Source organism: Variovorax sp. FW301-JW7 (assembly GCF_058788795.1).
Genome location: NZ_JBYTBC010000012.1, coordinates 127,605 through 153,105, shown reverse-complemented (window position 1 = coordinate 153,105; position 25,501 = coordinate 127,605). Strand labels below are relative to the sequence as shown.

Annotated in this window: 26 protein-coding genes; 18 read left to right on the top strand and 8 right to left on the bottom strand. The window is 71.2% G+C overall.

The window, feature by feature from the left end; genetic code table 11:
- Positions 1–77 precede the first annotated feature (77 nt).
- Entirely contained in the window at positions 78–524 is a 447-nt protein-coding gene (locus AC3WQM_RS27130; RefSeq protein ID WP_489061996.1) for a c-type cytochrome, read from the top strand.
- 65 nt (positions 525–589) lie between these two features.
- Here AC3WQM_RS27130 and AC3WQM_RS27125 read toward each other — a convergent pair whose 3' ends face one another.
- Positions 590–1,087, bottom strand: coding sequence for a TlpA disulfide reductase family protein (locus tag AC3WQM_RS27125; protein WP_369645454.1), 498 nt, complete (start codon positions 1,085–1,087; stop codon positions 590–592).
- Positions 1,088–1,190: 103 nt separating this feature from the next.
- On the opposite strand from AC3WQM_RS27125, the gene AC3WQM_RS27120 reads away from it, so the two are divergent.
- The 10 genes from AC3WQM_RS27120 (at position 1,191) to AC3WQM_RS27075 (ending at position 8,806) form a co-directional block, all read left to right on the top strand.
- The gene (locus AC3WQM_RS27120) at positions 1,191–1,727 is read left to right on the top strand and encodes a hypothetical protein (protein ID WP_492683100.1); all 537 of its coding nucleotides are present in this window, start codon (positions 1,191–1,193) and stop codon (positions 1,725–1,727) included.
- Positions 1,728–1,876: 149 nt separating this feature from the next.
- The gene (locus tag AC3WQM_RS27115) at positions 1,877–2,332 is read left to right on the top strand and encodes a PTS sugar transporter subunit IIA (protein WP_062478898.1); all 456 of its coding nucleotides are present in this window, start codon (positions 1,877–1,879) and stop codon (positions 2,330–2,332) included.
- Positions 2,301–2,570: an HPr family phosphocarrier protein gene (locus AC3WQM_RS27110; RefSeq protein ID WP_062478901.1), complete on the top strand. Its 270-nt coding sequence runs from the start codon at positions 2,301–2,303 to the stop codon at positions 2,568–2,570. The genes AC3WQM_RS27115 and AC3WQM_RS27110 overlap by 32 nt, the downstream gene beginning before the upstream one ends.
- A gap of 146 nt (positions 2,571–2,716) precedes the next feature.
- Positions 2,717–4,528: a phosphoenolpyruvate--protein phosphotransferase gene (gene ptsP / locus AC3WQM_RS27105; RefSeq protein WP_492683098.1), complete on the top strand. Its 1,812-nt coding sequence runs from the start codon at positions 2,717–2,719 to the stop codon at positions 4,526–4,528.
- Positions 4,529–4,696: 168 nt separating this feature from the next.
- Positions 4,697–5,080 carry a hypothetical protein gene (locus AC3WQM_RS27100; protein ID WP_062478905.1) on the top strand — a complete coding sequence of 128 codons (384 nt, stop codon included), beginning with the start codon at positions 4,697–4,699 and terminating at the stop codon, positions 5,078–5,080.
- 245 nt (positions 5,081–5,325) lie between these two features.
- Entirely contained in the window at positions 5,326–5,790 is a 465-nt protein-coding gene (locus tag AC3WQM_RS27095) for a Spy/CpxP family protein refolding chaperone (RefSeq protein WP_492683096.1), read from the top strand.
- Positions 5,783–6,274 carry a DUF4260 domain-containing protein gene (locus AC3WQM_RS27090; protein ID WP_492683094.1) on the top strand — a complete coding sequence of 164 codons (492 nt, stop codon included), beginning with the start codon at positions 5,783–5,785 and terminating at the stop codon, positions 6,272–6,274. Before AC3WQM_RS27095 ends, AC3WQM_RS27090 begins: the two co-directional genes overlap by 8 nt.
- A 5-nt stretch (positions 6,275–6,279) precedes the next feature.
- Positions 6,280–6,660, top strand: coding sequence for a hypothetical protein (locus AC3WQM_RS27085; protein WP_492683092.1), 381 nt, complete (start codon positions 6,280–6,282; stop codon positions 6,658–6,660).
- Positions 6,661–6,710: 50 nt separating this feature from the next.
- Positions 6,711–7,409, top strand: a complete 699-nt coding sequence (locus AC3WQM_RS27080; RefSeq protein WP_492683090.1) for a response regulator transcription factor — start codon at positions 6,711–6,713, stop codon at positions 7,407–7,409.
- Positions 7,406–8,806, top strand: coding sequence for a sensor histidine kinase (locus AC3WQM_RS27075; protein ID WP_492683088.1), 1,401 nt, complete (start codon positions 7,406–7,408; stop codon positions 8,804–8,806). The genes AC3WQM_RS27080 and AC3WQM_RS27075 overlap by 4 nt, the downstream gene beginning before the upstream one ends.
- On the opposite strand, the gene AC3WQM_RS27070 is transcribed toward AC3WQM_RS27075, so the two are convergent.
- Genes AC3WQM_RS27070 through AC3WQM_RS27060 form a run of 3 tightly spaced genes read right to left on the bottom strand, consistent with a single transcriptional unit; the run spans position 8,787 to position 13,335 of the window.
- Positions 8,787–10,160 carry an efflux transporter outer membrane subunit gene (locus AC3WQM_RS27070; protein ID WP_492683086.1) on the bottom strand — a complete coding sequence of 458 codons (1,374 nt, stop codon included), beginning with the start codon at positions 10,158–10,160 and terminating at the stop codon, positions 8,787–8,789. The genes AC3WQM_RS27075 and AC3WQM_RS27070 overlap by 20 nt on opposite strands.
- A gap of 8 nt (positions 10,161–10,168) precedes the next feature.
- The gene (locus tag AC3WQM_RS27065) at positions 10,169–12,145 is read right to left on the bottom strand and encodes a MacB family efflux pump subunit (RefSeq protein ID WP_492683084.1); all 1,977 of its coding nucleotides are present in this window, start codon (positions 12,143–12,145) and stop codon (positions 10,169–10,171) included.
- Entirely contained in the window at positions 12,142–13,335 is a 1,194-nt protein-coding gene (locus tag AC3WQM_RS27060; RefSeq protein WP_492683082.1) for an efflux RND transporter periplasmic adaptor subunit, read from the bottom strand. The genes AC3WQM_RS27065 and AC3WQM_RS27060 overlap by 4 nt, the downstream gene beginning before the upstream one ends.
- Before the next feature lie 183 nt (positions 13,336–13,518).
- Here AC3WQM_RS27060 and AC3WQM_RS27055 point away from each other — a divergent pair, with 183 nt between their 5' ends.
- From AC3WQM_RS27055 to AC3WQM_RS27025, 7 genes are all read left to right on the top strand, one after another.
- Complete coding sequence (locus AC3WQM_RS27055) at positions 13,519–14,058, top strand: sigma-70 family RNA polymerase sigma factor (RefSeq protein WP_174543711.1); 540 nt, start codon at positions 13,519–13,521, stop codon at positions 14,056–14,058.
- Positions 14,051–14,989, top strand: a complete 939-nt coding sequence (locus tag AC3WQM_RS27050) for a FecR family protein (protein WP_492683081.1) — start codon at positions 14,051–14,053, stop codon at positions 14,987–14,989. The genes AC3WQM_RS27055 and AC3WQM_RS27050 overlap by 8 nt, the downstream gene beginning before the upstream one ends.
- A gap of 85 nt (positions 14,990–15,074) precedes the next feature.
- Positions 15,075–17,558, top strand: a complete 2,484-nt coding sequence (locus tag AC3WQM_RS27045; RefSeq protein WP_492683079.1) for a TonB-dependent siderophore receptor — start codon at positions 15,075–15,077, stop codon at positions 17,556–17,558.
- 171 nt (positions 17,559–17,729) lie between these two features.
- On the top strand, positions 17,730–19,910 hold the full coding sequence (locus tag AC3WQM_RS27040) for a TonB-dependent siderophore receptor (protein WP_492683077.1): 2,181 nt from the start codon (positions 17,730–17,732) through the stop codon (positions 19,908–19,910).
- Positions 19,911–19,963: 53 nt separating this feature from the next.
- Positions 19,964–20,605 carry a DUF4198 domain-containing protein gene (locus tag AC3WQM_RS27035; RefSeq protein ID WP_492683075.1) on the top strand — a complete coding sequence of 214 codons (642 nt, stop codon included), beginning with the start codon at positions 19,964–19,966 and terminating at the stop codon, positions 20,603–20,605.
- A 31-nt stretch (positions 20,606–20,636) separates the two neighbouring features.
- Positions 20,637–20,999, top strand: a complete 363-nt coding sequence (locus tag AC3WQM_RS27030) for a DUF3325 domain-containing protein (protein ID WP_492683073.1) — start codon at positions 20,637–20,639, stop codon at positions 20,997–20,999.
- A gap of 118 nt (positions 21,000–21,117) precedes the next feature.
- The gene (locus AC3WQM_RS27025; protein ID WP_307696685.1) at positions 21,118–22,161 is read left to right on the top strand and encodes an NADP-dependent oxidoreductase; all 1,044 of its coding nucleotides are present in this window, start codon (positions 21,118–21,120) and stop codon (positions 22,159–22,161) included.
- Between the two features lie 31 nt (positions 22,162–22,192).
- Here the strand turns inward: AC3WQM_RS27025 and AC3WQM_RS27020 are convergent, their stop codons facing one another.
- From AC3WQM_RS27020 to AC3WQM_RS27005, 4 genes are all read right to left on the bottom strand, one after another.
- The gene (locus tag AC3WQM_RS27020; RefSeq protein WP_492683071.1) at positions 22,193–22,522 is read right to left on the bottom strand and encodes a hypothetical protein; all 330 of its coding nucleotides are present in this window, start codon (positions 22,520–22,522) and stop codon (positions 22,193–22,195) included.
- 79 nt (positions 22,523–22,601) lie between these two features.
- Positions 22,602–23,453, bottom strand: coding sequence for a DMT family transporter (locus tag AC3WQM_RS27015; protein WP_492683069.1), 852 nt, complete (start codon positions 23,451–23,453; stop codon positions 22,602–22,604).
- Between the two features lie 195 nt (positions 23,454–23,648).
- Positions 23,649–24,338: a helix-turn-helix domain-containing protein gene (locus AC3WQM_RS27010; protein WP_492683067.1), complete on the bottom strand. Its 690-nt coding sequence runs from the start codon at positions 24,336–24,338 to the stop codon at positions 23,649–23,651.
- A 38-nt stretch (positions 24,339–24,376) separates the two neighbouring features.
- Positions 24,377–25,498, bottom strand: a complete 1,122-nt coding sequence (locus AC3WQM_RS27005) for an SLC13 family permease (protein WP_492683065.1) — start codon at positions 25,496–25,498, stop codon at positions 24,377–24,379.
- Positions 25,499–25,501: the final 3 nt, after the last annotated feature.

Genomic DNA, 25,501 nt, shown 5'->3' with positions numbered 1-25,501 from the left:
GCGCCCGACACGGGCAGCCCCTACACTGCCTGCAGCACCGCGTTCGACGGTGCCGAAACCCCACACAAGGACCCACGATGACCCGTTTTGCTTCGTTCGCCCTTGCAGCCGCCTGCGCTGCGATGTCCCTGCCCGCCGCGGCACAGTTCGCCAAGCCCGAAGATGCCATCAAGTACCGCCAGAGCGCGCTGTTCGTGATGGCCCAGCACTTCGGCCGCCTCGGCGCCATGGCCAACGGCCGGGCGCCCTACGACGCTGCCGCCGCTGCCGCCAACGCCGAGATCGTCGCCGACATGGCCAAGCTGCCCTGGGCCGGCTTCGGTGCCGGCACCGAGGGCGGCAAGGCCAAGCCCGAAGTCTGGAAGGAAGCCGCGAAGTTCAAGGAGCACCAGGACAAGGTGATCGCCGAGACCGGCAAGCTCGTCATCGCCGCCAAGGCCGGCAACATCGACGCGCTCAAGGCCCAGTTCGGCCCGACCGGCGCGAGCTGCAAGGCCTGCCACGACAGCTTCCGCAACCAGTAAGCCGCGGGCTTCCGCAACGAAAAAGGCGCTCCTCGGAGCGCCTTTTGCTTTGGAGGGCCGGGAGATCAGGCCTCGGCAAGCAGTTTCTCGATCAGCTTGTGCAGCTCGGCAAAGTCGGGCTCGCCCACGTAGCGCTTCACGATCTCGCCTTTCTTGTTGACGATGAAGGTCGTTGGGGTGAGCTTCACGTCGCCCCAGGCCTGCGCCACGCTGCCGGTGTTGTCGATCGCCACCTTGAACGGCAGCTTGCGGGTTTCGGCGAAGTTGACGACGTAGCTCGGCGGGTCGTAGCTCATGGCCACCGCCAGCGTGTCGTAGCCCTGGGCCTTGTACTTGTCGTAGGTCGAGATCACCTTGGGCATCTCGGCCACGCAGGTCACGCAGCTGGTGGCCCAGAAGTTGACCAGCGTGACCTTGCCCTTCAGGTCGGCCGTGCTCTTGGTGGTGCCGTCGAGCAGCACGAAGGTCGAGGCCGGGGCGGTGGTGCTGCCCGAACCGAGGTACACGCCCACGCCGGCGGCCAGGGCGATCACGACGGCGGCGGCAGCGATGTATTTTTTCATGGGCACCTGAAAGAGAAAGGCGGAGCGATTTTAGTTCCGCGTGCAGGATCGCGTGGGCGCAGGCCCTTCATCCTCCCGAAGGCCGCTCGATAATCGTCCACCGATGCCTTCGCTTCCTTCCCCCTCCTGGCCCGTGCTGGCCCTGGCCGCCGCGCTGGGCGCCTGCAGCCCCACCTTCAACTGGCGCGAAGTGCCGATCGCCGACGCCGGCCTGGTCGCGCTGCTGCCCTGCAAGGCCGACCGCGCCCAGCGCGCGCTGCCGCTGGGCGCCGAGTCGGTGCAGGTCGACATGACCGGCTGCGAAGCCGGCGGTGCGACCTTCGCCGTGGCCCATGCCGCCGCCACCAGCCCGGCGCAGGCCGAGGCCTGGCTCACGGCCTGGCGCACGGCCACGCGGGGCCAGCTCGGCGTGGCGCAGGTGATCGAGGCACCGGCCACCTTGCCGCGTGCCACCGCCGTGCCCGCGCCGGTGCGGCTCGACGGGCAGTCGGCGCAGCAGGGCGTGGCGCCGGTCCAGGTGCTCTGGTTCGCCCAGTCGCAGAAAGACGGCACTGTGTCGCTCTACCAGGCCACCGTGCTCGGTCGTCCGTCGTCGCCCGAGGCGGCCAGGACTTTCTTCGAGGGCCTGCGCCTGCCCTGAGCCCGGGCCGTGAGGCGCAGCTATCGTTTTTGTAGCTGTTGCCGTGGCGCCAATGGCCGCCTTCCCCGGCTGGCGCGTTGTGTCCTCCATCCATGTCTCTACTTCCTCTGGGCGCCCCCGCATAATCGACGCGTCGTCCTCCGAGCCGCATGAACAGCATCCTCATCATTGCCCACTCTCCGTTCGCACAGGCGCTGCGGCAGTGCGCGCTGCATGTGTTCCCCGACTGCGAACAGGCGGTCGTGGCGCTCGACGTGCTGCCCAACGTGTCGCCCGAAGAAACGCTGGCCGCCGCGCGCATCACGCTTGCGCAGCAGCTGCATGCGCCGCGCTCGCAGGTGCTGGTGCTGGCCGACGTGTTCGGCGCCACGCCCTGCAATGTCGCGCAGAAGCTGGTGGACGGCGTGCGCTCGCGGCTCGTGGCCGGTGTCAACCTGCCGATGCTGCTGCGCGCCGTCACCTACCGCCACGAACCGCTCGACACGCTGGTACAGCGCGCCCTCGCGGGCGGCACCGCCGGCGTGATGCAGGTGGCGGTGGCGGCTCCCCAGAACCAGGCGAAAAGAAAGCACAGTGATCAAGAAATCCGTGACCATCAGCAATAAGCTGGGCCTGCACGCACGTGCGTCGGCCAAGCTGACCAAGCTCGCGGGCAGCTTCCCCTGCGAGGTGTGGCTGTCGCGCGGCGACCGCCGCATCAACGCCAAGAGCATCATGGGCGTCATGATGCTGGCCGCCGGCCTCGGCGTGACCGTCGAGCTCGAGACCAACGGCCCGCAGGAAGATGAAGCCATGAACGCCATCGTCCAGCTCATGGACGACAAGTTCGGCGAAGGCGAATGAAATGGCTCACCCCCAGGCTTTTTCACTGCGTGTAAACGCCAACCCCCTTGCAGGGGGCGATGCCAGTCGCCCGGCAAAGCCGGTTCGACGGCATCCCCCGCATTCGCGCGCGCTTCGCGCCCGCAGCGGACCCGAGGCCTGAAGGTATGACTTTCGCAGTCCACGGCCTCCCAGTCGCCCGTGGCATTGCCATCGGCCGCGCGGTGCTGGTGGTGTCCAGCCGCATCGACGTGGCGCACTACTTCATCAAGCCCGACGAGATCGAGAGCGAGATCGACCGCGTGCGCACTGCGCGCAACGCCGTGGCCGACGAGCTCACCAAGCTGCAGGCCAGCGTGGCGCAGATGGGCCCCAACGACGCGCCGCACGAACTCGCGGCGCTGCTCGAGGTGCACCAGATGCTGCTGCAGGACGACGTGCTCAGCGGCGGCGTGAAGCACTGGATCAGCGAGCGGCTGTACAACGCCGAATGGGCGCTGACCACGCAGCTCGAAATCATCGCGCGCCAGTTCGACGAGATGGAGGACCCGTACCTGCGCGAGCGCAAGGCCGACCTCGAACAGGTGGTCGAGCGCATGCTGCATCGCATGAAGGGCACGGCCGCCGTGCTCGCGCCGAGCCCGCCGCGGCGCAAGCGCGCCGCCGCGCATCACGACCACGACGACGAAGACGACGATCCCACCGCGGGCGACGGCTTCGACGTGCCGCTGGTGCTCATTGCGCACGACCTCTCGCCGGCCGACATGCTGCAGTTCAAGAAGAGCGTGTTCGCGGGTTTCGTGACCGACGTGGGCGGGCGCACCTCGCACACCGCCATCGTGGCGCGCAGCATGGACATCCCGGCCATCGTCGGCGCGCGCTCCGCGAGCCAGCTGGTGCGCCAGGACGACTGGGTCATCATCGACGGCGAGGCCGGCGTGATGATCGTCGACCCGTCGCCGATCATCCTGGCCGAGTACGGCTTCAAGCAGCGCCAGGGCGACCTCGAACGCGGCCGGCTCGCGCGGCTGCGCCACAAGCCCGCCGTCACGCTCGACGGCCAGCGCGTCGAGCTGCTGGCCAACATCGAGATGCCCGAAGACACCCAGGGCGCCGTCAAGGCCGGCGCCGTGGGCGTGGGCCTGTTCCGCAGCGAATTCCTCTTCATGGGCCGCGAGAACTCGGCGCGCCAGACGCGCCTGCCCGACGAAGAAGAGCAGTACCAGGCCTACAAGCGCGCGGTCGAGGGCATGCAGGGCATGCCCGTGACCATCCGCACCATCGACGTCGGCGCCGACAAGCCGCTGGACGGCAAGTCGGCCAGCAAGCAGGAGCACCTGAACCCCGCGCTCGGCCTGCGCGCCATCCGCTGGAGCCTGGCCGATCCGGCAATGTTCCTCACGCAGCTGCGCGCCATCCTGCGTGCGGCGGCGCACGGCGAGATCCACCTGCTCATTCCGATGCTCGCGCACGCCAGCGAGATCCGCCAGACGCTGTCGCTGATCGACTTCGCGCGCGCCGAACTCGACAACCGCGGCGCGGTGTACGGCCCGGTCAAGCTCGGCGCCATGATCGAGATCCCGGCCGCCGCGCTCACGCTCAAGACCTTCCTGAAGCACTTCGACTTCCTGTCGATCGGCACCAACGACCTGATCCAGTACACACTGGCCATCGACCGCGCCGACGAAGCCGTCGCCCACCTGTACGACCCCGCGCACCCCGCGGTGCTCAAGCTCGTGGCCGACACCATCACCGAGTGCCGTCGCCAGGGCAAGGGTGTGTCGGTGTGCGGCGAGATGGCGGGCGACGTCGCCTTCACGCGCCTGCTGCTGGGCCTGGGCCTGCGCAGCTTCTCGATGCACCCGTCGCGCATCCTCGCCGTGAAGCAGGAAGTGCTGCGTGCCGACACGGGCAAGCTCGAGCCCTGGGCGCGGGGCGTGCTCGACGCGGACGATCCCGCCGCCGCACTCGCGGGCTGAGCCCGCGCTTTCGCATACCTTTGTCTTCGTGGTGCACCGTGAAAACGGTGGGTTGCGGGGCGGACGAAACAAACCGAAATACGGCGATACGGCGGTGAAAGGACTCGCCGGGCATCGACGCGCACCATCAGGTCTCCTCTTCCAACCCCTGAAAGAAAGGCCTGCATCATGATCGTCAAGTCGTCCTTCTCCCTCGCCCAGCTCGTCGCTGTCGGTTCCTTCGCCATGCTCGCCGCCGCCGGCGCCAAGGCTGAAAGCTACGAGGGCGTCCACGCGCCCGTGTCGGCCATGAGCCGCGCCGATGTCAACGCCGAAGCCGTGCGTGCCGCCGCCGCCCCCGACCAGAACGTCGTGCGCGGTTCGCGCGGTCCCGAAACCGTGGCCGTGTCGACCGACCGCGCCCGCGTCATCGCCGAAGCCGTGCGCACCGCTGCCGCACCCGACCAGAACGTGACCTCCGGCTCGCGCGTGAACAGCAAGGTCATCTCGACCATGCAGAACCCCGTCGACGCGCGTGCCGCCGCCGCGCGCGACAGCGGCAACCGTCTCTGAGAAGGTGTGAACGAACCCGCCATGTCCGCTCATCCCGCCCAGACACGCCCCCTCGGCGTTGCAAATGCTCGCCATAGCCCGAGCTATGGCTGCGCTTTGCGCCTTGAGGGGACGCGCCTGGACAGGCTGCTCGGCCACGCCGGATTCATTCGCACCTTCTGAGCCACTGCGGCGCATGCGTCGCCGCCGTCGCCACGTTCATCACTGAAGCAGCCCCGCGCAGGGGCGCATGAAGGAGCACCCCCATGAAGCACTGGATCAAACGAACCCTGTTCGGATTCGCCGGCCTGGCCGTCGTGGCCGGCAGCATCGCCGGCTGTGCCGGCAACCGCCACGGCTGGGGCGGCGACAGCGCCGAGTTCCGCGCCAAGATGGTCGAGCGCGTCGGCAGCAAGCTCGAACTCGACGCCGCACAGAAGCAGAAGCTCACCGTGCTCGCCGAGAAGCTGCAGGCGCAGCGCCAGGCGATGCGCGGCGCAGGCGGCTCGGGCGATCCGCGCTCGCAGTTCAAGGCGCTGTTCGCGGGCAACACGCTCGACCAGGCCGGCGCCGCGCGCCTGATCGAAGAGAAGACCGCCGTGGTGCGCACCGGCAGCCCCGAGGTCATCGCCGCCGCGGCCGACTTCTTCGACCACCTGAATCCCGCCCAGCAACAGAAGGTGCGTGACTTCATGGAGCGCGGCGGCCGCCGCTGGTCGCGCCATGGCTGAAATCGGCTCGCCCCCGGGCTGGGCGCGCTTCGTGTCGCTGCATCGACCCGCGCTGCGGGCGTCGCAGCACCACGTTGCCTCCGTGGTGTCCCGCGAACCCGAAGCACCGGCCGTAGACGGCGTGCGCACCGTGCTGCGCTTCGAAGGCGCGGTGGTGCTCGCGGTGGCGCTGGTCGGCTATGCCCAGTTCGGCATGGGCTGGGGCGTGTTCGCGCTCTGGCTGTTCGCGCCCGACCTCTCGCTGCTCGGCTACCTCGCGGGGCCGCGCGTCGGCGCGGCGCTGTACAACGCGGCGCATGCGCTGATCGGGCCGGTGCTGCTGCTGGCGCTGGGCGTGTTCGCGGCGCAGCCGTGGGCGGTGGCCGGCGGCCTGATCTGGCTGGCTCGCGTCGGGCTCGACCATGCGCTGGGCTTCGGCCTGAAGTACGCGACCGGTTTTGCGTCCACCCACCTCGGTCGCATCGGCCGCGCCGATCCGTGGTGAGTGCCGTGGCCCGTTCGCGTCCCCTGATGCGCCCCGCGCTCGCGCGCACCGTGATGCTGGGCGAGGCGCTCACGCTCGCCGTCGCGTCGGCGGTGCACGGCGGCTGGCTCGTGGCCGGCCACGCGCATCCGCAGGCCCGCACCGCCGAGGCCGTGATCGCCACCGTGCTGGTGCTCGCGGCGCTCGAAACCTGGCGCCGCCCCGCGCATGCCCGCACGGCGGCGATCGCCGGACAGGGCTTTGCCCTGCTGGGCACGCTGGTCGGCCTTGGCACCATCGTCGCGGGCATCGGCCCGCGCACGGTGCCCGACGTGGTCTACCACGTGCTTTTGCTCGCCGGCCTCACCGCCGGCCTGGTCTGGACGGTGCGATGCCGGCCGGATTGATTGCAAGCCTTGCCATTCGCGCTCTCTTTGCCAGGAGGCACAATCCCGCCATGCCGCGCATCCTGCTGATCGACGACGACGAACACCTCGCCGCGCCGCTGACCACCTACTTCGCACGCTTCGGCTGCACGCTCGACAGCGCCAAGCGCCCGAGCGAAGGCATCGCCAAGCTGCGCGCGGGGCACTACGACGCGGCCATCCTCGACGTCATGCTGCCCGAGATGGACGGCTTCGAGCTGTGCCGCGAGATCCGCAAGGAAAGCGACATCCCCATCGTGATGCTCACCGCCCGCGGCGAGGTGATGGACCGCGTGGTCGGCCTCGAACTCGGCGCCGACGACTACGTGCCCAAGCCCTTCGAGCCGCGCGAACTGGTGGCGCGCGTGCAGACCATCCTGCGCCGCCAGCGCAGCGCGCCGGCGGCGGCCGCCGCCAATGCCCAGCTGCGCGTGTTCGACGGGCTCTCGATCGACCTCGACCGGCGCCAGGTCACGCGCCACGGCGAGCGCGTGGAACTCACCGGCACCGAGTTCGACCTGCTCGCGCTGCTGGCCGGCGAGCCTGGCAAGGTGTTCAGCCGCGACGACATCCTCAACCGGCTGCGCGGCCACGAGGCCGAGCTCTTCACGCGCGCGGTCGACATCGTGGTGAGCCGGCTGCGCAAGAAGCTCGAGCCGCTCGACTGCATCAAGACGCTGCGCAACGCCGGCTATGCGCTGGCCGTGGCGCCGGGCGAGCCGTCTTCATGAGATTTCCCCGCAGGCGCGCAGGCGCCGTGCCCGCCGACAACGAAGGCCTGTGCCCCGGCAAGGAGCGCCGCCGGCACTGGCATGCGCGCATGCACGCGCACATGCAGCAGCGCTGGCGCAGCTCGGTGCGCGTGCGGATCGTGATGATGTTCGTGGTGCTCGCGCTCGTGATGGCGGCGGTGTTCGTGGGCGGCATGAAGCGTTCGTTCTCCAGCACCTGGGCCGAGGCCGCGCAGCCGATGCTGATGGACTACGCCGACCGCCTCGTTGCCGAACTCGGCACGCCGCCCGACACGGTGCGCGCGCAGGCGCTGGTCGACCGGCTGCCGATCACCATCCGCATCACCGGGCCCAGCGTGAACTGGGAATCGAACCCCGGCAACGACATGCACGCGCGCGGCGGCTGGTTTTACGACCGCGACCGCGAGGAGTCGATGTTCTCCACCGAGCGCTGGTTCGTGCGCCCCACGGCCGACGGGCACAAGGTCATCTTCGGCTGGGCGCCCAGGCTGTGGCAGCTCGCGCCGCGCGCGGCGGGCTGGACCACGCTGTGCGTGTTGCTGCTGCTCGTGGTGGTGGCCTACGCACTGGTGAGCCGGCTGCTGCGCCCGCTCATCGACATCCGCGAGGGCGCGCAGCGCTTCGGCCGCGGCGAGTTCGCGCAGCCCATTCCGATCCGCCGCAACGACGACCTGGGCGACCTCGCGCAGCGCGTCAACACCATGGCCAGCGACATCCAGGCCATGCTCGACGCCAAGCGCGGCCTGCTGCTGGCGCTGAGCCACGAGCTGCGCTCGCCGCTCACGCGGGCCCGGCTCAACGCCGAGCTGCTGCCCGCCACGCCCGAAGGCCAGGCCGAGCGCGAGGCGCTGCTGCGCGACCTCAACGAGATGCGCGACCTGATCAGCGACCTGCTCGAAAGCGAACGCCTCGCGAGCCCGCATGCCGCGTTGCAGCGCGAGCCGGTCGACCTGGCCGCGCTGGTGCGCGAGATCGTGGCTGAGATGCCCGGCGCGCAGGCGGTGCAGCTCGACCTCGCGGACGGCCTGGCGCCGCAGCCCGTCGACCGCATGCGCGTGCGCCTGATGGTGCGCAACCTGCTGGACAACGCGCTGCGCTACAGCGCCGGCGCGCCGCAGCCGCCGACCGTGAGCTTGCGCGCGCCGGCCGACGGCGGTGCCGAGCTGGAGGTGCGCGACTTCGGTCCCGGCGTGGACGACGCGCAGCTCGAACGCCTGACCGAGCCCTTCTATCGCACCGACGGCGCGCGGGCGCGCGCCACCGGCGGCGTCGGCCTGGGCATGTACCTGTGCCGGCTCATCGCCGAAGCCCACGGCGGCCGGCTCACGGTGCGCAACGCGCACCCGGGCCTGCAGATCAGCGTGCGGTTCGGCTGAGGCGCGTGGTGGCTGCCGATTCGGCGGACCATCCGCCGCCGAGCGCGTGGTACAGCGCCATGCTGGCTTGCAAGCGCGCCTGCAGCAACTGGGCACGCGCGTCCTGCGCGGCGAACAGCGTGCGTTGCGCGTCGAGCAGCGTGAGCAGCGTCTCGGCACCCGCGCGGTAGCGCGACTCGGCAAGCGTGCGCGCGCGTTCGGCCTGCGCCAGTTCTTCGTCCTGTGCCACGCGCTGCGTGTCGAGTGCGGCCACGGCGTCGAGCGCGGTCAGCGCATCGGTGAAGGCGGCCACGGTGGCGGCGCGGTAGTTCGCGAGCAGTTCCTCGCGCCGCGCGGCCGACAGGTCACGCGCCGCGGCGCGCCGACCGCCGTCGAAGATCGGCGCCGCGAGCGCCGCCGCGAGGCTGTACACCGGGTGGTCGAACAGCGTGCCGAAGCGCGGCCCCGCGGCCGTGAGGCCGGCGCTCAGCGTGAGTGTCGGGAACATCGCCGCGCGCGCCGCCGCCACGTCGGCATCGGCCGCGGCCAGTGCGGCCTCGGCGCGTGCGATGTCGGGCCGGCGCGCGAGCAGGTCGGCCGGCAGGCTGGCTTCGACCGAGGGCAGCGCGAGCTGCTGCAGGCTGGCGACGGCGATCGGCACTTCGCTGCCGGCCTGGCCGAGCCAGCGCGCCAGGCGGACGTCCGCCGCGCGCGACTGCTGGTGCAGCGTGGCGGCCGTGCGTCGCTGCGACGCGACGATGCCGCGCTGCTGCGCAAGCTCGAGCGGCGAGGCCGTGCCCGCGCGCGCACGGGCCTCGACCAGCTGCAGCAGCCGCTCGGCATCGTCCAGGCTGCGCTGCGCGATGGCCGTGCGCTCGCGCCCGCCCAGCGCTTCGAGCCAAGCCGCGCCCGCGCCTGCGCGCAGTGCGAGCCGCACCGCGTCGCGGTCGAAGGCGCTGGCCTGCCGCGAGGCGCCGGCGCTGTCGCGCTGCGCGCGCAGGCGGCCCCACAGGTCGACCTCGTAGCGCGCGTCGAGCCCGAGCGCGCGCCGGTTGCCGCTCACGTTCGCATCGCCGCCGAGCCGGCCCCGGCGCTGCACATCGGCGGTCGCCGACAGCGCGGGCCAGGCCGAGGCGCCGGTGATGCGTTCCTGCGCCTCGGCCTGGCGCAGGCGCGCTTCGGCGGCATCGCCATCGGGGTTGCCGGCATCGACCGCGGCGACGAAGGCCGGCAGCTCGGTGGTGCCGAAGCCCGTCCACCACGGATCGGCGACGGTCGGTGTGCGCGCAGGCGCATCGGTGGCCGGCGTCGCGCATCCCGCGAGCAGCAGCGCCGCCAGGGCCAGCGCGGCGGGAGAGAAGAAAAGGCGCGTCATGGCAGTCGTCATTCGGAAGACAGGGCCGCGACCGGATCGAGCGCGGCGGCCTTGCGGGCCGGCATGAAGCCGAACACCAGGCCGGTGAGCGCGGCGCAGCCGAAGGCGCCCGCGATGGCCGTGAGGGAAAAGATCACCGGCACGCTCCACACGATGAGCGCGGCGCCCACGAGCAGCCCGCCCGCCACGCCCGCGACGCCGCCGGTCACCGTGACCAGCACCGCCTCGACGAGGAACTGCCGCAGGATGTCGCGCTGGCGCGCGCCGGTGGCCATGCGGATGCCGATCTCGCGCGTGCGCTCGCGCACGGTCATGAGCATCACGTTCATCACGCCGATGCCGCCGACCACCAGCGACACCGCCGCGATCAGCCCGAGCATCACGGTCATGGTGCGCTGGGTCTGCGCGCGCGCCTTGATCGACTCGGTCTGGTTGAACACCTGCACGTCGCGCACGTGGCGCTGCGCGGCCAGCACCTCGACGATCTCGGCCGCCGTCTCGGAGGCCTTGTCGACGTCGTGCACGGCCACCGCCACCCAGGTCGGATGGTTGCTGCCGTACAGCCGCGCGGCGGCGGTGGAGAAGGGCACGATCACGCGCTCGTCCTCGCTGGCCTGGCCGCCGCCCGCGCCCTTGGCGGCGAGCACGCCCAGCACGTCGAAGGGCACGTTGTCCAGCAGGATGCGCTGGCCCACCGGGTCGGTGCCGTCGGCGAACAGCGCGGCCTGCACGCGCTCGCCGATCACCGCGACCTTGGCCAGGCTCTGCTCGTCGCTCTCGTCGAAGAAGATGCCGCGCGCGGTCGGCCATTTCAGCGCCTGCTCGAAGTCGGTGGTGGCGCCGCCGCCCTCGGTGCGGTGGTCCACGTTGCCGCGCCGCGCCACCACGAAGCCCTCGATGTAGGGCATGGCCACGCGCACGTTGGGCAGGCGGCGGATGGTGTCGACGTCGGCCAGCGTGAGCTTGCCGCCGCGCCCGCGCGCGCTGTCGGGAATGGCGGCCACGTACATCTTGTCGGCGCCGAACAGCGAGATCTGCTTCATCACCGCCTCCTGCGAGCCGGTGCCGACCGCGAGCATCACGATGACCGAGGCCACGCCGATCACGATGCCCAGCAATGTCAGGCCAGTGCGAAAGCGGTGGATCCACATCACGCGCCAGGCCGCGCGCAGCGCCTCGTGCAGCTCGGAGAGCAGGGCGCGCGGCGTGTCGGCGGCGTCGGCCGTGTGCGTGGCCGAGAGCAGCGGAAGTGGCTCTGGCAGCGCTTCGACGGGCGCGCGCCCGCTGTCCGACACGATGCAGCCGTCGCGGATCTCGATCACGCGGCGCGCGCGCTGCGCCACCTCGCGGTCGTGCGTGATGAGGATCACGGTGTGGCCGGCGGCGGCCATCTCGTCGAGCAGCGCCATCACCTCTTCGCCGCTGCGCGAGTCGAGCGCGCCGGTGGGCTCGTCGGCCAGCACGATGCGCCCGCCGTTCATGAGCGCGCGCGCGATCGACACGCGCTGCTGCTGGCCGCCCGAGAGCTGGTGCGGCCGGTGGCCCAGCCGATCGCCCAGGCCCAGCCGCGTGAGCAGCCCGCGCGCGCGCGAGGCGCGCTCGGCGGGCGCCGCGCCGGCGTAGATGGCGGGCATCTCGACGTTCTCCTGCGCCGACTCGGTGGAGATCAGGTGGTAGCCCTGGAACACGAAGCCGAAGGCCTCGCGCCGCAGCCGCGCGAGCGCGTCGGCGTCCATGCCGGCCACGTCCTGGCCGGCGAACAGGTAGCGCCCGCCGGTCGGGCGGTCGAGGCAGCCGAGCAGGTGCATCAGCGTCGACTTGCCCGAGCCCGAACTGCCGACGATGGCGACGAACTCGCCCGCATGCAGCTCCAGCGTGATGCCGCGCAGCACCTCGACGGCCGGCGCGCCGTCGTGGCCGCCGTAGGACTTGCGCAGGTCGTGCAGCGCGATCAGCGGGGTCGTCTTCGTCTCGGTCGCACTCACAGCTGGAACTTCCGCGTGCCGCCGCCGGCCGCGCGCTCGCCGGTGATCAGGCGCTCGCCCTCGGCCAGGCCTTCGAGCACCTCGCCCGAGAGCCGGTCGCGCACGCCGATGCGCACCTCGCGCGGCGCGGGCTGGCCGTCGGGCCCGAGCACGCGCGCGGTGAAGCGCCCGGCCTGGCCCTTCACGGCCGTGAGCGCGGGCAGCGGCGCCACCACCACGTTGCGCGCCGAGGCGGCGACGAAGCTCACCTGCGCGGTCATCTGCGGCATGAGCTCGCCGTCGGCGTTGTCGACGTCGAACAGCACCGTGTAGAGCACGACCTTGCTGGCGGCCGGGGCCTGCGGCGCGTCGCCGCCGCTCTTGCCTGCGGCCACGGGCGGCGAGGGCAGCACCTGGCGCACGGTGCCTTCCCAGCGGCGGCGGTCGGCACCGAGCGTGGTGAAGTACACGGCCATGTCGCGCTTCACGCGGCGCACGTCGGCTTCCGAGACCTCGGTCCACACCGTCATGCGCGACAGGTCGGCCACGCGCAGGATGTCGGGCGTCTGGTAGGTGGCGTTGAGCGTCTGGCCCTCGCGCGCCTGCACCGAGACCACGCTGCCGGCCATCGGCGCGTAGATGCGCGTGTAGCCCAGGCGCGCTTCGTCGGCCTTCAGCGTGGCCTGGGTCTGGGCGATCTGGGCTTCGAGGTGCGCGATCTTCGCGGCGGCCGAGGCCAGCGTGGCTTCGGCGGTCTGCACGTCTTCGGCGCGCGTGGCGCCCTCGGCGGCCATCTGCTGCTGGCGTGCGAACTGCTGGCGCGCCAGGCGGTGCTGCGCGTGCTGGTCGGCCAGCTGCGCGCGCAGGCCCGCGAGCGAGGCGCGGCCGGCGTCCACCGTGGCCTGCTGCACGCTGGGGTCGATCTCCACCATCAGCTGGCCCTTCTTCACCGCGTCGCCGGGCTGCACGTGCAGCCGCAGGATCTGGCCCGACACCTGCGCGCCGACGTCCACATAACGGCGCGGCTGCAGTGTGCCGATGGCGGTCACGCTGCTTTCGATGTCGCCGCGGCGCAGCACGGCGGTGTCCCAGCCGGGGTCGCGCGGACTCGCCCCCACATAGGCCACGGCAGCGGCGGCCAGGGCCAGGGCCGCGAAGGCGGCGATGCGCAAGCGCCGGCCGGCGCGCGAACGTGAAGCGGGCGCCGTCACCGGGCGCCCTTGCGGAAGAAAGCGAGGGTCATGCTGCTAAGACGTGCGAGGCGCCGAAACGGGTAGAGCGCGCCACGCGCCCTGTGTGGAATGAGGCGTTTCGGGGGACAGGAAATCTTTACAAATCTATATAATTGAGAATAACTCTCAATTGCATCGTCTCCCGCGATGCCCCTTCACACCATGTCCCATCCGGAAGTCCGGCAGCTGTACGTCGACCACCAGGGCTGGCTGCGCAGTTGGTTGCTGGGCCGCCTGCGCTGCGGCTTCACCGCGGCCGATCTCACGCACGACACCTTTCTCAACCTCATCGAGCTGCCCCAGCAGCCGGTGCTGCGCCAGCCGCGCGCTTTCCTGCAGGTGGTGGCGAGCCGGTTGATGATCAACCGCTTTCGCCGCATGCAGGTCGAGGCCGAGGTGCTGCGCACCGTCGCGCTGATGGCCGAGGACGCCTGCGCGCCGAGCGCCGAGGACAAGGCCTGCGCGCGTGAGCTGCTGGGCCAGGTGCTCGCGCTGCTGGCGACCGAGCTCGACGTGAAGAGCCGCACCGCCTTCCTGATGGCGCGCGTCGAAGGCCGCTCGTACCGCGAGATCGCGGCCGAACTGGGCGTGTCCGAGACGCGCGTGAAGCAGTACCTCGCCAAGGTGCTGGCGCATTGCCACGGCCGCATGGCCGCGGCCGTGCCCGAGACGGAAAGCGCCGACGCCCCGGCCCATGCCTGACGCGGCCACCGAGCGCCTGCGCGAGGAGGCGGCGCTGTGGGCCGTGACCCTCGCCGACGACAGCGTGGACGACGCCACGCGCGCCGCCTGCGCGGCGTGGTGCGCGCTCGACGAGCGCCATGCGCGGCTGCTGGCCGAGATGCGCCGCATGTGGGAGTCGGTCACGCCCGACACCCCCGCGCCGCAGCCTGCGCGCCGTGGCCTGTCGCGCCAGGCGCTGGGCGCGCTCGTGCTGCTGCCCTGCCTGCTCGTGGCGGGCGCCGCGATGCCGTGGCAGGCCTGGCTGGCGGATGAACGCACCGGCGCCGGCGAGATCCGCCACCTCACGCTCGAGGACGGCAGCCGCGTCGCGCTGAACAGCGACTCGGCCATCGACATCGATTTCTCCGGCAGCGTGCGCCGCGTGCAGCTGCTGCGCGGCGAGGTCTTCGTCGAGGTCGCGCACGGCGACAAGCCTTTTGCCGTGGTCGACCGCGACGGCAGCGCGCAGGCGCTGGGCACGCGCTACGCCGTGCGGCGCGAGGCGAGCGACACGCTCGTCACCGTCACCGAATCGCGCGTGCGCGTGCAGCCGCTGGAGGGCGGCGACGACCGCTGGGTCGACGTGCAGGCGGGGCAGCAGGTGCGCTTCGACCGCCGCGGCGTCACCACCGACACCGTGCCCGCCGCGCCCGGCGGCCTGGCCTGGCCGCAGGGCCGGCTGGTGTTCGACGACGCGCCGGTGGCCGAGGTGCTGCGCCAGCTCGGGCGGCACCGGCCCGGCCTGCTGCTGGCCGACGACGAGGCCTTGGGCGCGTTGCGCTTCACCGGCGTGCTGCCGATCCAGCAGAGCGACGCCGCGCTCGCGCTGCTCGCCAGCGCGCTGCCGAGCTTGCGGGTCTCGACGCTGTCGCCGTGGCTGGTGCGGGTGAGCACCACGGCGCCGCCGTGACCGGGCGGTCGAACTTTTTCGCGCACACCGCTACCCGTTTCCCGTGCCCGCTTGTCATAGGTGGTGAAAAGAGATTCACCACACCATGACAGGACCCGCAGACCCGACCGAGACCGCGCAGCGCTGGCATCGCCTGCGCCGCGCCTTCGCGCTCGCGAGCCTGGTGCTGCTCGCCGTGCCGGCCGCCGCGCAAACACCGCCTGCCGATGCGGCCTTCGAGTGGCACCAGCCCGCGCAGCCGCTGAGCGGTGCGCTGACGGCGCTCGCCGTGCGCACGGGGTTGCTGCTCGGTGTCGATGCGGAGGTCGTGCGCGGCAAGCGCGCGCCTGCGCTGCAGGGCCGCTACACGGCGCGTGAGGCGCTGCTGCAGCTGCTCGAAGGCAGCGGCCTCGAAGCGGTGCGCGGCGCGTCGGGTGGCTACGCGCTGCGGGTCGCGGCGCAGCGCCCATCGGGCGCCAAGCCGCATTCCGAAGCACCCATGGCAGGCGGTGCGCTCACCGAGGTCACGGTCACCGGCGGTCGCGACACCGGCACCGTCACCGAGGGCACAGGCGCCTACACCACCGACGGCGCGATCGGCACCGCGACGCGGCTCGAACTCAGCCTGCGCGAGACACCGCAGTCGGTCAGCGTGCTCACGCGCGACCGCCTCGACGACCAGGGCCTGGGCCAGATCAGCGATGTGCTGCGCCAGGCGCCCGGCCTGAGCTTCGTGCAGAGCGGCAACGCCGGCACCGACGCCAACGCCGTCTATGCGCGCGGCTTCGAGGTCGAGAACTACCAGGTCGACGGCATCCCGCAGGTCGGCACCTGGCTGATGCAGACAGGCGACCTGGCCTTCTACGACCGCGTCGAGGTGGTGCGCGGCGCCACGGGTCTGCTCAACGGCGTGGGCACGCCGGCGGCCACCGTCAACCTCGTGCGCAAGCGTCCGGGCAACGCGCTGCAGGCCAGCGCCTCGTTCAGTGCAGGCACCTGGAATCGGCAGCGCGCCGAGCTCGACATCGGCGGGCCCGTCACCGCCGACGGCCGCGTGCGCGCGCGCGTGGTCGCGGCGGTGCAGGACGGTGACTCGTGGATCGAGCGCCATCACGAAAAGAAGCGCCTGTTCTACGGCATCGTCGAAGCCGACCTCGCGCGCAGCACGCGCCTGAGCGCCGGCTTCGAACTGCAGCGCCACGACAACGACGGCGTGGCGCGCGCCGGCCTGCCGCTGTTTTTCAGCGACGGCAGTGAGGCCACCTACGGCCGCTCGCGCAGTGCCGCAGCGCGCTGGGCGCATTCGTACCAGGACCAGCGCCAGTACTTCGCCGCGCTCGACCACCGCTTCGACAACGGCTGGGCCGTGCACGCCGCCTTCAACCGCTCGCGCCGCGCCTACGACGACGTCATCGGCTACGCCCTGCGCGGCTACATGAACCGCGCCACGGGTGCCGGGCTCGGCCTGTGGACGAACCGCTGGAACGCGGTGCCGGTGCAGAACGCATTCGACCTGTACGCGAGCGGCCCCTTCGAACTCTTCGGCCGGCGTCACGAGCTGGTGCTGGGCTACAACGCCTCGCGCACGCACAGCGACGCGCCGCTGTACGCGGGCTGGAACGTGGCGGGCTTCGATCCGTGGATCGCGAACTTCAACAGCTGGACCGGCGACCTGCCGGCCCAGCCGCAGCAGCCCGTGACCGGCCGCCAGGAAACGGCCACGCGCCAGTCGGGCGCCTATGCCACGGTGCGGCTGCGGCCCACCGATGCGCTCTCGGTCATCGTCGGCGCACGCGCGAGCGACTGGAAGGACGTGACGCGCACCGTCCCCCTGCAGCGCGCCGCCACCCTCACCACGCGCAGCGAGAAGGGCGTCGTCACGCCGTACGCGGGCGTGGTGTTCGACCTCGACAAGCACTGGTCGGCCTACGCCAGCTACACCAGCATCTTCAAGCCGCAGGCCGGCAAGGACCGCAGCGGCACCTACCTCGACCCGCTCGAGGGCCATGCCTACGAGGCGGGCGTGAAGGGCGCGTTCCACAACGACCGCCTCAACCTCAGCGCCGCCGTGTTCCAGGTGAAGCAGGACAACCTCGCCGTGCGCCTGGACAACGAGTTCGCACCCGACGGCTCGGCCGCCTACCGCGCCGCCAAGGGCACGACCACGCGCGGTTACGAATTCGAAGTGGCCGGCGAGCTGCTGCCCGGCTGGCAGGTCGGCGGCGGCTTTGCGCACAGCGTGGCACGCGACGCGGCCGGCCGGCGCCTGAACACGCAGGTGCCGAAGAACCTGCTGAAGCTCTTCACCAGCTACCGCATCGCCGGCATCGGCAACGGCCTCACGGTGGGCGGCGGCCTGAACTGGCAGAGCGACACCTACAGCACGGGCCTCGGTCCCTCGGGCCATGCGCGCTTCACGCAGCAGGCCTACACCACGCTCGACCTCATGGCGCGCTACCCGATCAACAAGCACCTCGCCGTGTCGGTGGCGCTGAACAACGTCTTCGACACGCGCTACCGCACCAGCACCAGCAGCAGCTTCTACGGCGCCCCGCGCCACCTGCTCGTGACCTTGCGCGGCACCTACTGACGCACCGCGTTTTTTCTCCGCAGCCAGGTCGCTGCCGGCCCCTTCGCGGCCGGGTGCGTCGCTAGCCATCTCCTGCCAACGGGCGTTGCCGACCTCTCGGGTCGGGCCGCCCCCTTTCTTCATGCCATGAACCAGCATTCGTTTTCACGCGCCCGCTTCCGGCGGTCTCCCGTGGCCCTTGTCGCCCTGCTTTGCTGCGGCGTCGTCAGCGCGCAGCAGCAACAACAGCCCGCCGCCAGCGGCGCGGCGCTGTCCGAGGTCACCGTCTCGGGCGACCGCAGCGGCCGCACCGAGGGCAGCCGCTCCTACACCGCCGAGCAGGCCTCCACCGCGACGCGCATGGACCTGTCGATCCGCGAGACGCCCCAGTCGGTGACCGTGATCACGCGCGAGCGCATGGACGACCTGGGCAGCGCCCGCATCGACGACGTGCTGGGCCAGACCACCGGCATCATGGTCGGGCAGGCCGACAGCGAGCGCGTGAACTACTCGGCGCGCGGCTTCTCGATCAACAACTTCCAGATCGACGGCATGCCGCGCGGCCCGAATTCGCCGCTGTCCGACACCGTGCTGTACGACCGCATCGAGGTCATCCGCGGCGCCACCGGCCTCATGGGCGGCACGGGCGACCCGTCGGCCACCATCAACTCGGTGCGCAAGCGCCCCACGCGCGAGTTCCAGGGCAGCGCCTCGCTCAGCTACGGGCGCTGGAACCACAAGCGCGCCGAGGTCGACCTGTCGGTGCCGCTCACCGCCGACGGCCGCATCCGCGCGCGCACCGCGCTGGCCTGGCAGGACCGCGATTCGTACATGGACCTGTACCACGAGCGCAAGACCGTGGGCATGGTGATCGTCGAGGCCGACCTCACGCGCTCCACGCTGCTCACCGCCGGCATCGACTTCCAGGACAACAAGCCCACGGGCGCGACCTGGGGCGCCGTTCCGTACTGGAACCACGACGGCACGCTCGCCAACCTGCCGCGCAACACCAGCCTGAGCGCGCCGTGGAGCACCTGGGCCAACAAGCAGCACACGGCCTTCGTCTCGCTGCAGCACCGCTTCGACAACGACTGGAAGGTGCACCTGGGCTATGCGCGCACCACCAGCACCAACAACACCACCGTGGCCAACGGCGGCGCGGGCTATCCCAACCGCTTCACCGGCCAGGGCATGAAGCTGTGGAGCGGCGTGTGGGGCGAGGGGGAGTACGTCAACGACAACTTCGACCTGTACGCCACCGGCCCCTTCAGCCTGTTCGGGCGGCGCCACACCTTCATCGCCGGATGGAACGGCGGCAACCAGACCTACACCTCGCAGGGCGGCACGCCGGTGATCCCGTACCCCGAGGCCATTCCCGACTACCGCACGTGGACCGGCAACATCCCGCGCCCCATCTTCCTGGCCGATGGCTCGAAGACCGTGGGCTTCACGCAGCTCAACGGCGGCTACGTGGCGGGTCGCTTCAGCCTCACCGACCCGCTGAGCGTGATCGTCGGCGCGCGCGTGAGCAACTACCGCAGCTACACGCACGCCTACAACACGGCGCTGCAGTACACGCGCACCACGGGCAAGTCGGAGTCGAAGGACGAGGTCACGCCGTATGTCGGCGCGGTCTACGACCTGGACAAGCGCCATTCGCTGTATGCCAGCTACACCACGCTGTTCCGTCCGCAGACCTCGAAGGACCGCAACGACCAGTACCTCACGCCCGAGACCGGCACCAGCGCCGAGCTGGGTGTGAAGGGCGAGTACTTCGGCGGTGCGCTCAATGCATCGGCCGCCGTGTTCCAGGTCAAGAAGAAGAACCTGGCCGAGCTCGACCGCAGCGTGCCCGCGGGCTTTCGCCTGCCCGACGGCGGCCAGGCCTACGTGGCCAGCGGCGACGGCGTGACCGCGCGCGGCCTCGAGTTCGACGTGTCGGGCCAGATCACGCCCGATTGGAACGTGGCCGCCGGCTACACGTATCTCGATGCCAAGACCGCCAAGGGCGCGCGTGCCGTGCCCAACCAGCCCAGGCACCTGCTGCGCCTGTCGACCGCCTACCGCTTCGGTGGCGCCTGGCGCGGCCTGAAGGTCGGCGGCGACATGACGGCGCAAAGCGGCATCTACGGCGAGTCGTGGTATGGGCAGCCGCCGCTGTTCAGCATGAAGGACCCGCTGCCGCGCATCTCGCAGAAGGCGTACGCGGTGTTCAGCCTCATGGCCAGCTACGAGATCAACAAGAACGTCACGGCGCAACTGAACATCCGCAACGTCTTCGACAAGAAGTACTACCGCAACGTGGGCTTCTACGACAGCGTGTTCTGGGGCGAGCCGCGCAACGTGAGCCTGACCCTGCGCGCCAAGTTCTGAACAAGCGACCTTCCCATCCGTCTCAATCCTCAACCAACCCTGGAGCTTCGACCATGAAGAAAAACCCCCTGTTCTCCCTTGCCACCCTCGCGGCGGCCGCGTTCGTTTTCTCGGGCGCCGCGCACGCCCATTTCGTCTGGCTCGAACCCGCCGCGGGCGGCGAGGCCAAGGCCTACTTCGGCGAATGGGCCGACGACCTGCGCGAGACCGAGTCCGGCCACCTGAAGCTGGTCAGCGCGCCGCGAGGCATCGCCGCCGACGGCAAGCAGACGCCCGCCACGCGCCATGCCGACCACTTCGTGGTCAAGGCCGACGCCAGCGGCGACGCGCGCCTCGTGGGCGCCTACGTCAGCGACAAGGGCGTGGCGAGCCTCTACCAGGCGCGCACCGGCCGCACCGAAACCGTCGCGCGCCACACGCTCGAGCTCGTGCCGCAGGCCGCCAACAGCAACAGCTTCACGCTGCTGCTGGCGGGCAAGCCGCTGCCCAAGGCCGAGGTGGTCGTGTTCGGCCCGCCCAAGTGGGAGAAGAAGTTCACCACCGACGACGCCGGCCAGGTCACGCTGCAGACGCCCTGGCCCGGCCAGTACGTGGTCGAGGTGAACCACACCGACAAGGACGGCAAGGGCAGCTGGGACGGCAAGCCCTACACGCAGACGCGCCACGTCGCCACGCTGAGCTTCGTCGTCCGGTGAGGGCGGGGCTTCCGGCGCGGGGGGGCTGCTCATGAGCACCTTCGCGCTGGTGTGCGCCCTGTTCGCGTCGGCGCTCGGCGGCTTCGTCACGCTGAGCCTGGCGATGGACCGGCATTACGAAGACGCCCACGGGCGCGGCCGCACGCCGGGCCCGTCGCGGCCCTGGCAGCAGCTGGGCGGCGCGGCGCTGCTTCTCCTCTCGCTGGTCGCAGCACTCCGGCTGCGCGGGCTGGCCATGGGCTGGGTGCTGTGGCTGGGCGCCCTCACGGCCGCCGCGCTCGTGGTGGTCGGCCTCGTGAGCTACCGGCCCGGCTGGGCGCGGCGCGTCGGCGCCGTGGCCTCGGTGCTGGGCGTCGCCACGGCGGCGGCGTACGGGCTGCTCCTGCTTCCATAGCAGGGTGCCCGGAGGGCGCGCGCGGGCTGTCGCCTGCGCTACGCGCGGGGTCTTGGCCCGCGACTACGATGCGGCTGCGTCGCCGATGCCCGGCACATTCACCCATCAAGGAGACACCATGAGCAGCGCCCTCACCAACCACCAGGTCCGTCTTGCCAAGCGCCCCGAGGGCACGGCCACGCGCGAGCACTGGCGCTTCAGCACCGAGCCCGTGGCCCAGCCCGACGAGGGCGGCGTGCTGGTCAAGACGCTGTCGCTGTCGCTCGACCCCGCCATGCGCGGCTGGCTCAACGACGCCAAGAGCTACATCCCGCCCGTGGCCATCGATGAGGTGATGCGCGCCGGCGGCATCGGCCGCGTGGTGGCCTCGAAGAACCCGCAGTTCGCCGTAGGCGACACCGTGTACGGCACGCTCGGCGTGCAGGAATACATGCTGATCCCGCAGGACCAGATCAAGCGCAACGGCCTCGTGAAGGTCGACCTGCGCGTGGGCACCATCACCCAGTGGCTCAACGTGCTGGGCATGCCCGGCATGACCGGCTACTTCGGCCTGATGGACGTGGGCATGCCCCAGGCAGGCGAAACGGTGGTCGTCTCGGGCGCGGCCGGCGCCGTGGGCCAGACCGTGGGCCAGCTGGCCAAGATCAAGGGCTGCCGCGTGGTCGGCATCGCCGGCGGTGCCGCCAAGTGCGACTGGGTGGTCAAGGAGCTGGGCTTCGACGCCTGCATCGACTACAAGGCCGGTGCGGGCGCGGTGCGCGAAGGCCTCAAGACCCACTGCCCCAAGGGCGTGGACATCTACTTCGACAACGTCGGCGGCGAGATCCTGGACGCCGTGCTGGCACGCCTGGCACGCAAGGCCCGCGTGATCATCTGCGGCGCCATCAGCCAGTACAACAACGCCAACAGCATGCCGGCCGCCGGCCCGAAGAACTACCTGAGCCTGCTCGTGAACCGCGCGCGCATGGAAGGCATCGTGGTGTTCGACTACGCCGACCGCTACCCGATCGCGATCGCCGAGATGGCCGGTTACCTGAAGGACGGCCGCATGAAGAGCAAGGAAGACGTCGTGAAGGGCCTCGACACCTTCCCCGAGTCGCTGAACAAGCTGTTCGCGGGGGAGAACTTCGGCAAGCTGGTGCTTCAAGTCGCCGAGGAGTAACAAGAGAAGGGGCGCCTCGGCGCCCCGGACCTCAATCGTCCAGGTTGGGCCGCATCGGAATGTCGCCCATCGCATCGTCCTCGCGCAGGCCGCGCGCGGCCTTCAGCAGTTCGATCGAGAGGCCGTCGCCGTGGCCCGCGAAGCCCTGGGCGATGCCCTCGAGCACGGTCGACAGGCCGGTGTCGCCGTCGGTGCGGGCGTCCATGCTGATGTTCAGGACCCGCGCCGCCATCTGCCGGTAGGTGACGGCGCCCGCGCCCTCCAGCGCGGCCACCAGGTCGAGGTACAGCGCCAGGTTCATGTCGAACACCAGCTTGGGCGTGATCTCGAAATCCTCGGTCTTGTTGTTCTTCTGATCCATGGGGGTGACTCCTTTTTCCTGAGCCTCCACTCTAGCCATAAAAAACGACAAGCTCTGTCGGGCATCGCCCTGATTTGTCTCATTTCGCACGCGTGCCCATCACGGCGGCCGAGATGATCAGCGCCGCGGCCAGCGCGATGCTGGTCGTGAGCGCCCGGCCGGTCACGGCCAGCAGCAGCGCGGTGGAGGCCAGCGGTGTGAGGTAGCTCAGGATGCCGATCTGCCGCGCGTCGCCGCGCTTGAGCGCCATGTCCCATACGAAGAAGGCCGCGCCCAAGGGGCCCAGGCCGCACAGCGCGACCAGCAGGCCGTCCTTGGCAGACAGCGCCACCGAGGGCTCCAGCAGCGCATGGCAGGCCAGCGAGAGCGCGCCCGACACCAGCCCGAACAGGCCGATGGCCGAGGTCGGGAAGGGCGTGACGCGCTGCGTCCACAGCGAGTAGCTGGCCCAGATGAAGGCCGAGCCGGCCGCGGGCAGGAAGCCCCAGTACGTGGCGGGCGCGCCGGGAAGTGCTGCGCTGCCGCCGCGCGCGCCGAGGATCGCGATGGCCGCGCCCGCGAAGCCCAGCAGCGCCGCCACCACATGCAGCGGGCGCAGCGACACGCCCGGCAGCAGCACCGGCGCCAGCACCACCATCAGCAGCGGCCAGAGGTAGTTCACGAGGTTGGCCTCGACCGGCGGCGCATGCCGCAGCGCGATGAACAGCAGAAAGTGGAAGCCGAAGAGCCCGTACACCCCGAGCGCCAGCGTGCGCGGCGGCACGCGCCAGGCGCGGCGGTCGCGCAGCACCAGCGGCCAGCTCGGCACGCTGCCGACGATCAACGCCAGCCCGGTCAGCAGGAAGGGCGGCAGGTGCGACAGCGCGGTGCCGAAGGTGGCGAGGGTGGCCCACAGCGCGATGGCGAGCAGGGCGTAGACGGTGGCGGGCATGGACGTCGAGGCTACGTGAGGCGGTCGTCGCGCGATGACTGCACATCGTCGCGCAACGACGGTCTGGTGTTGCTCCTTCCCCCGCTGGGGGAAGGCGGGGATGGGGGCAGGCCTTCGACGAGGCGCTGCGTTCTTGCGGAGGCCGTCGTGCCCCCACCCCGGCCCTCCCCCAGCGGGGGAGGGAGAAATGCGAGGTCAGCGGCGCAGTGCGGCCGTGAGCGCCGACGGCGAGCGGTAGCCCGTGCGGCGCGCCGTCTCGGCCACGCTCAGGCCCTCGAGCCGCAGTTCGCGCGCATGGGCCAGCCGCAGCGTGCGCAGCCAGAGCATCGCGCTCTGGCCTTGTTCCTCGCGGCAGCGCTGCGCGAACTGGCTGGGGCTCAGGCAGGCGACCTCGGCCAGGTCGGCCACGCCCAGCGGCCGGTGCCAGTTCGCCTGCGCCCAGGCCGCGAGGGCCGGCCAGTCGATGCGGCGGCGGCGCGTGTCCGCGACCGAAGGGGCGGCGCCCCAGGCCTCGAGCAGCAGCGCCGGGCCGTGCTGCAAGGCGAGGGCCGCGTGCTGCGGCTGCTGCAGGCAGTGCGCGAGGTAGCGGGCCAGCGCATGCAGCCGGGGTGCGTCGGCCGGCGGCTGTTCGACGCAGCGCCCCCACGGGGCATGCGGGGTGTCGAGCACGAGGCAGACGCTGCCGCCGCGCCGGGCCTCGAAGTCGTGACGGTCGCCGGGCGCGACGACCTGGGCCTGGCCCGTGCCGATGCCCGAACCGCGGCCTTCGACTTCGATCTCGAGCACGCCGTCGAGCCCGAGCAGCACCTGGAAGTGGTCGTGCGCGTGGCTGCCGCGAGACTGGGTGTAGTCGCGCAATGAGAGGACAGGGGCGGGCGTGTGCATGGCGGGAGCGATTGTCCGCGCCGCCCCGCCGCCTGTCATCACCCCAGCCGCAGCAGCAGCGCCGAGGCCGCGCACACCAGCAAGAACGGAATGCTGATGCGGTGGAACTCGCGCAGCCCGTGCGGCAGCTTGGCCAGCCGCAGCGCGATCAGGTTGGCCAGCGAGCCCAGCACGCAGCCGAATCCGCCCACGCTCACGCCGGCCGCCAGCGCGGGCAGGTCGTGCACGTAGCGGTCGAGCAGGATCGCCGCCGGCACGTTGCTGATGACCTGCGAGGCCGCAATGGCCGCGAGGTAGGCGCGCCAGCCCTCGCCGATGGGCCAGTGGCCCAGCAGCGCCGCGATGGCGGGCAGCTCGGCGGCCTGGCGCAGGTCGACGAACATCAGCGCGATGATCGCCAGCAAGGCCCAGTCGATGCCGCGCAGCACGCGCGGGTAGGTGAGCAGCAGCACGCCGAACACCACGCCCAGGCCGGGCAGCAGCCAGTGGCGGTCGAGCGCGACCACGAAGCCGACGAACAGCACGCCGGCCAGCGCCAGCAGGCGCGGCTGCACGGGCGCGGCCTCGGTCTCCTCGCGCAGCGCGATCGGCGTGCGCGGCACCAGCCACCACACGGCCACGAAGAGCCAGAACAGCATGACCGCCACGGTCGGGCCCATCATGGCCATGAAGCCGAAGAAGCTCTCGCCCGAGCGGTGCCACAGGTACAGGTTTTGCGGATTGCCGATGGGCGTGAGCGCCGAGCCCGCGTTCACGGCCAACGCCTGCAGCACCACCAGCCGCGCCAGCGGCAGGTGCGCCTGCACGGCCAGCACGCGCGTGAGCGGCACCAGCAGGAACAGGCTCACGTCGTTGGTCACCAGCGCCGACAGCAGCGCGGCCGTGGCCGTGAGCGCCATCGCCAGGCCGCGCTGGCTGTGCGTGTGGGCCAGCAGGCGCCGCGCGGCGGCCTGCAGCATGCCGCTCTTCTCCACGCCCTGCGTGATGGCGAGCAGGCCCGCGAGCGCGCCCACCGTTTGCCAGTCGACCAGCCGCAGCCAGTCCATCGGCGCGCGCGGGCGCACGAAGGCGAACACGACCGCCACGGCCACGAGCACCCACAGCAGGCCGTTGCCGCCGCCGTGTTCGGGCGGGGCGGTGTCGGTGCTTGCGGCGCTCACCCG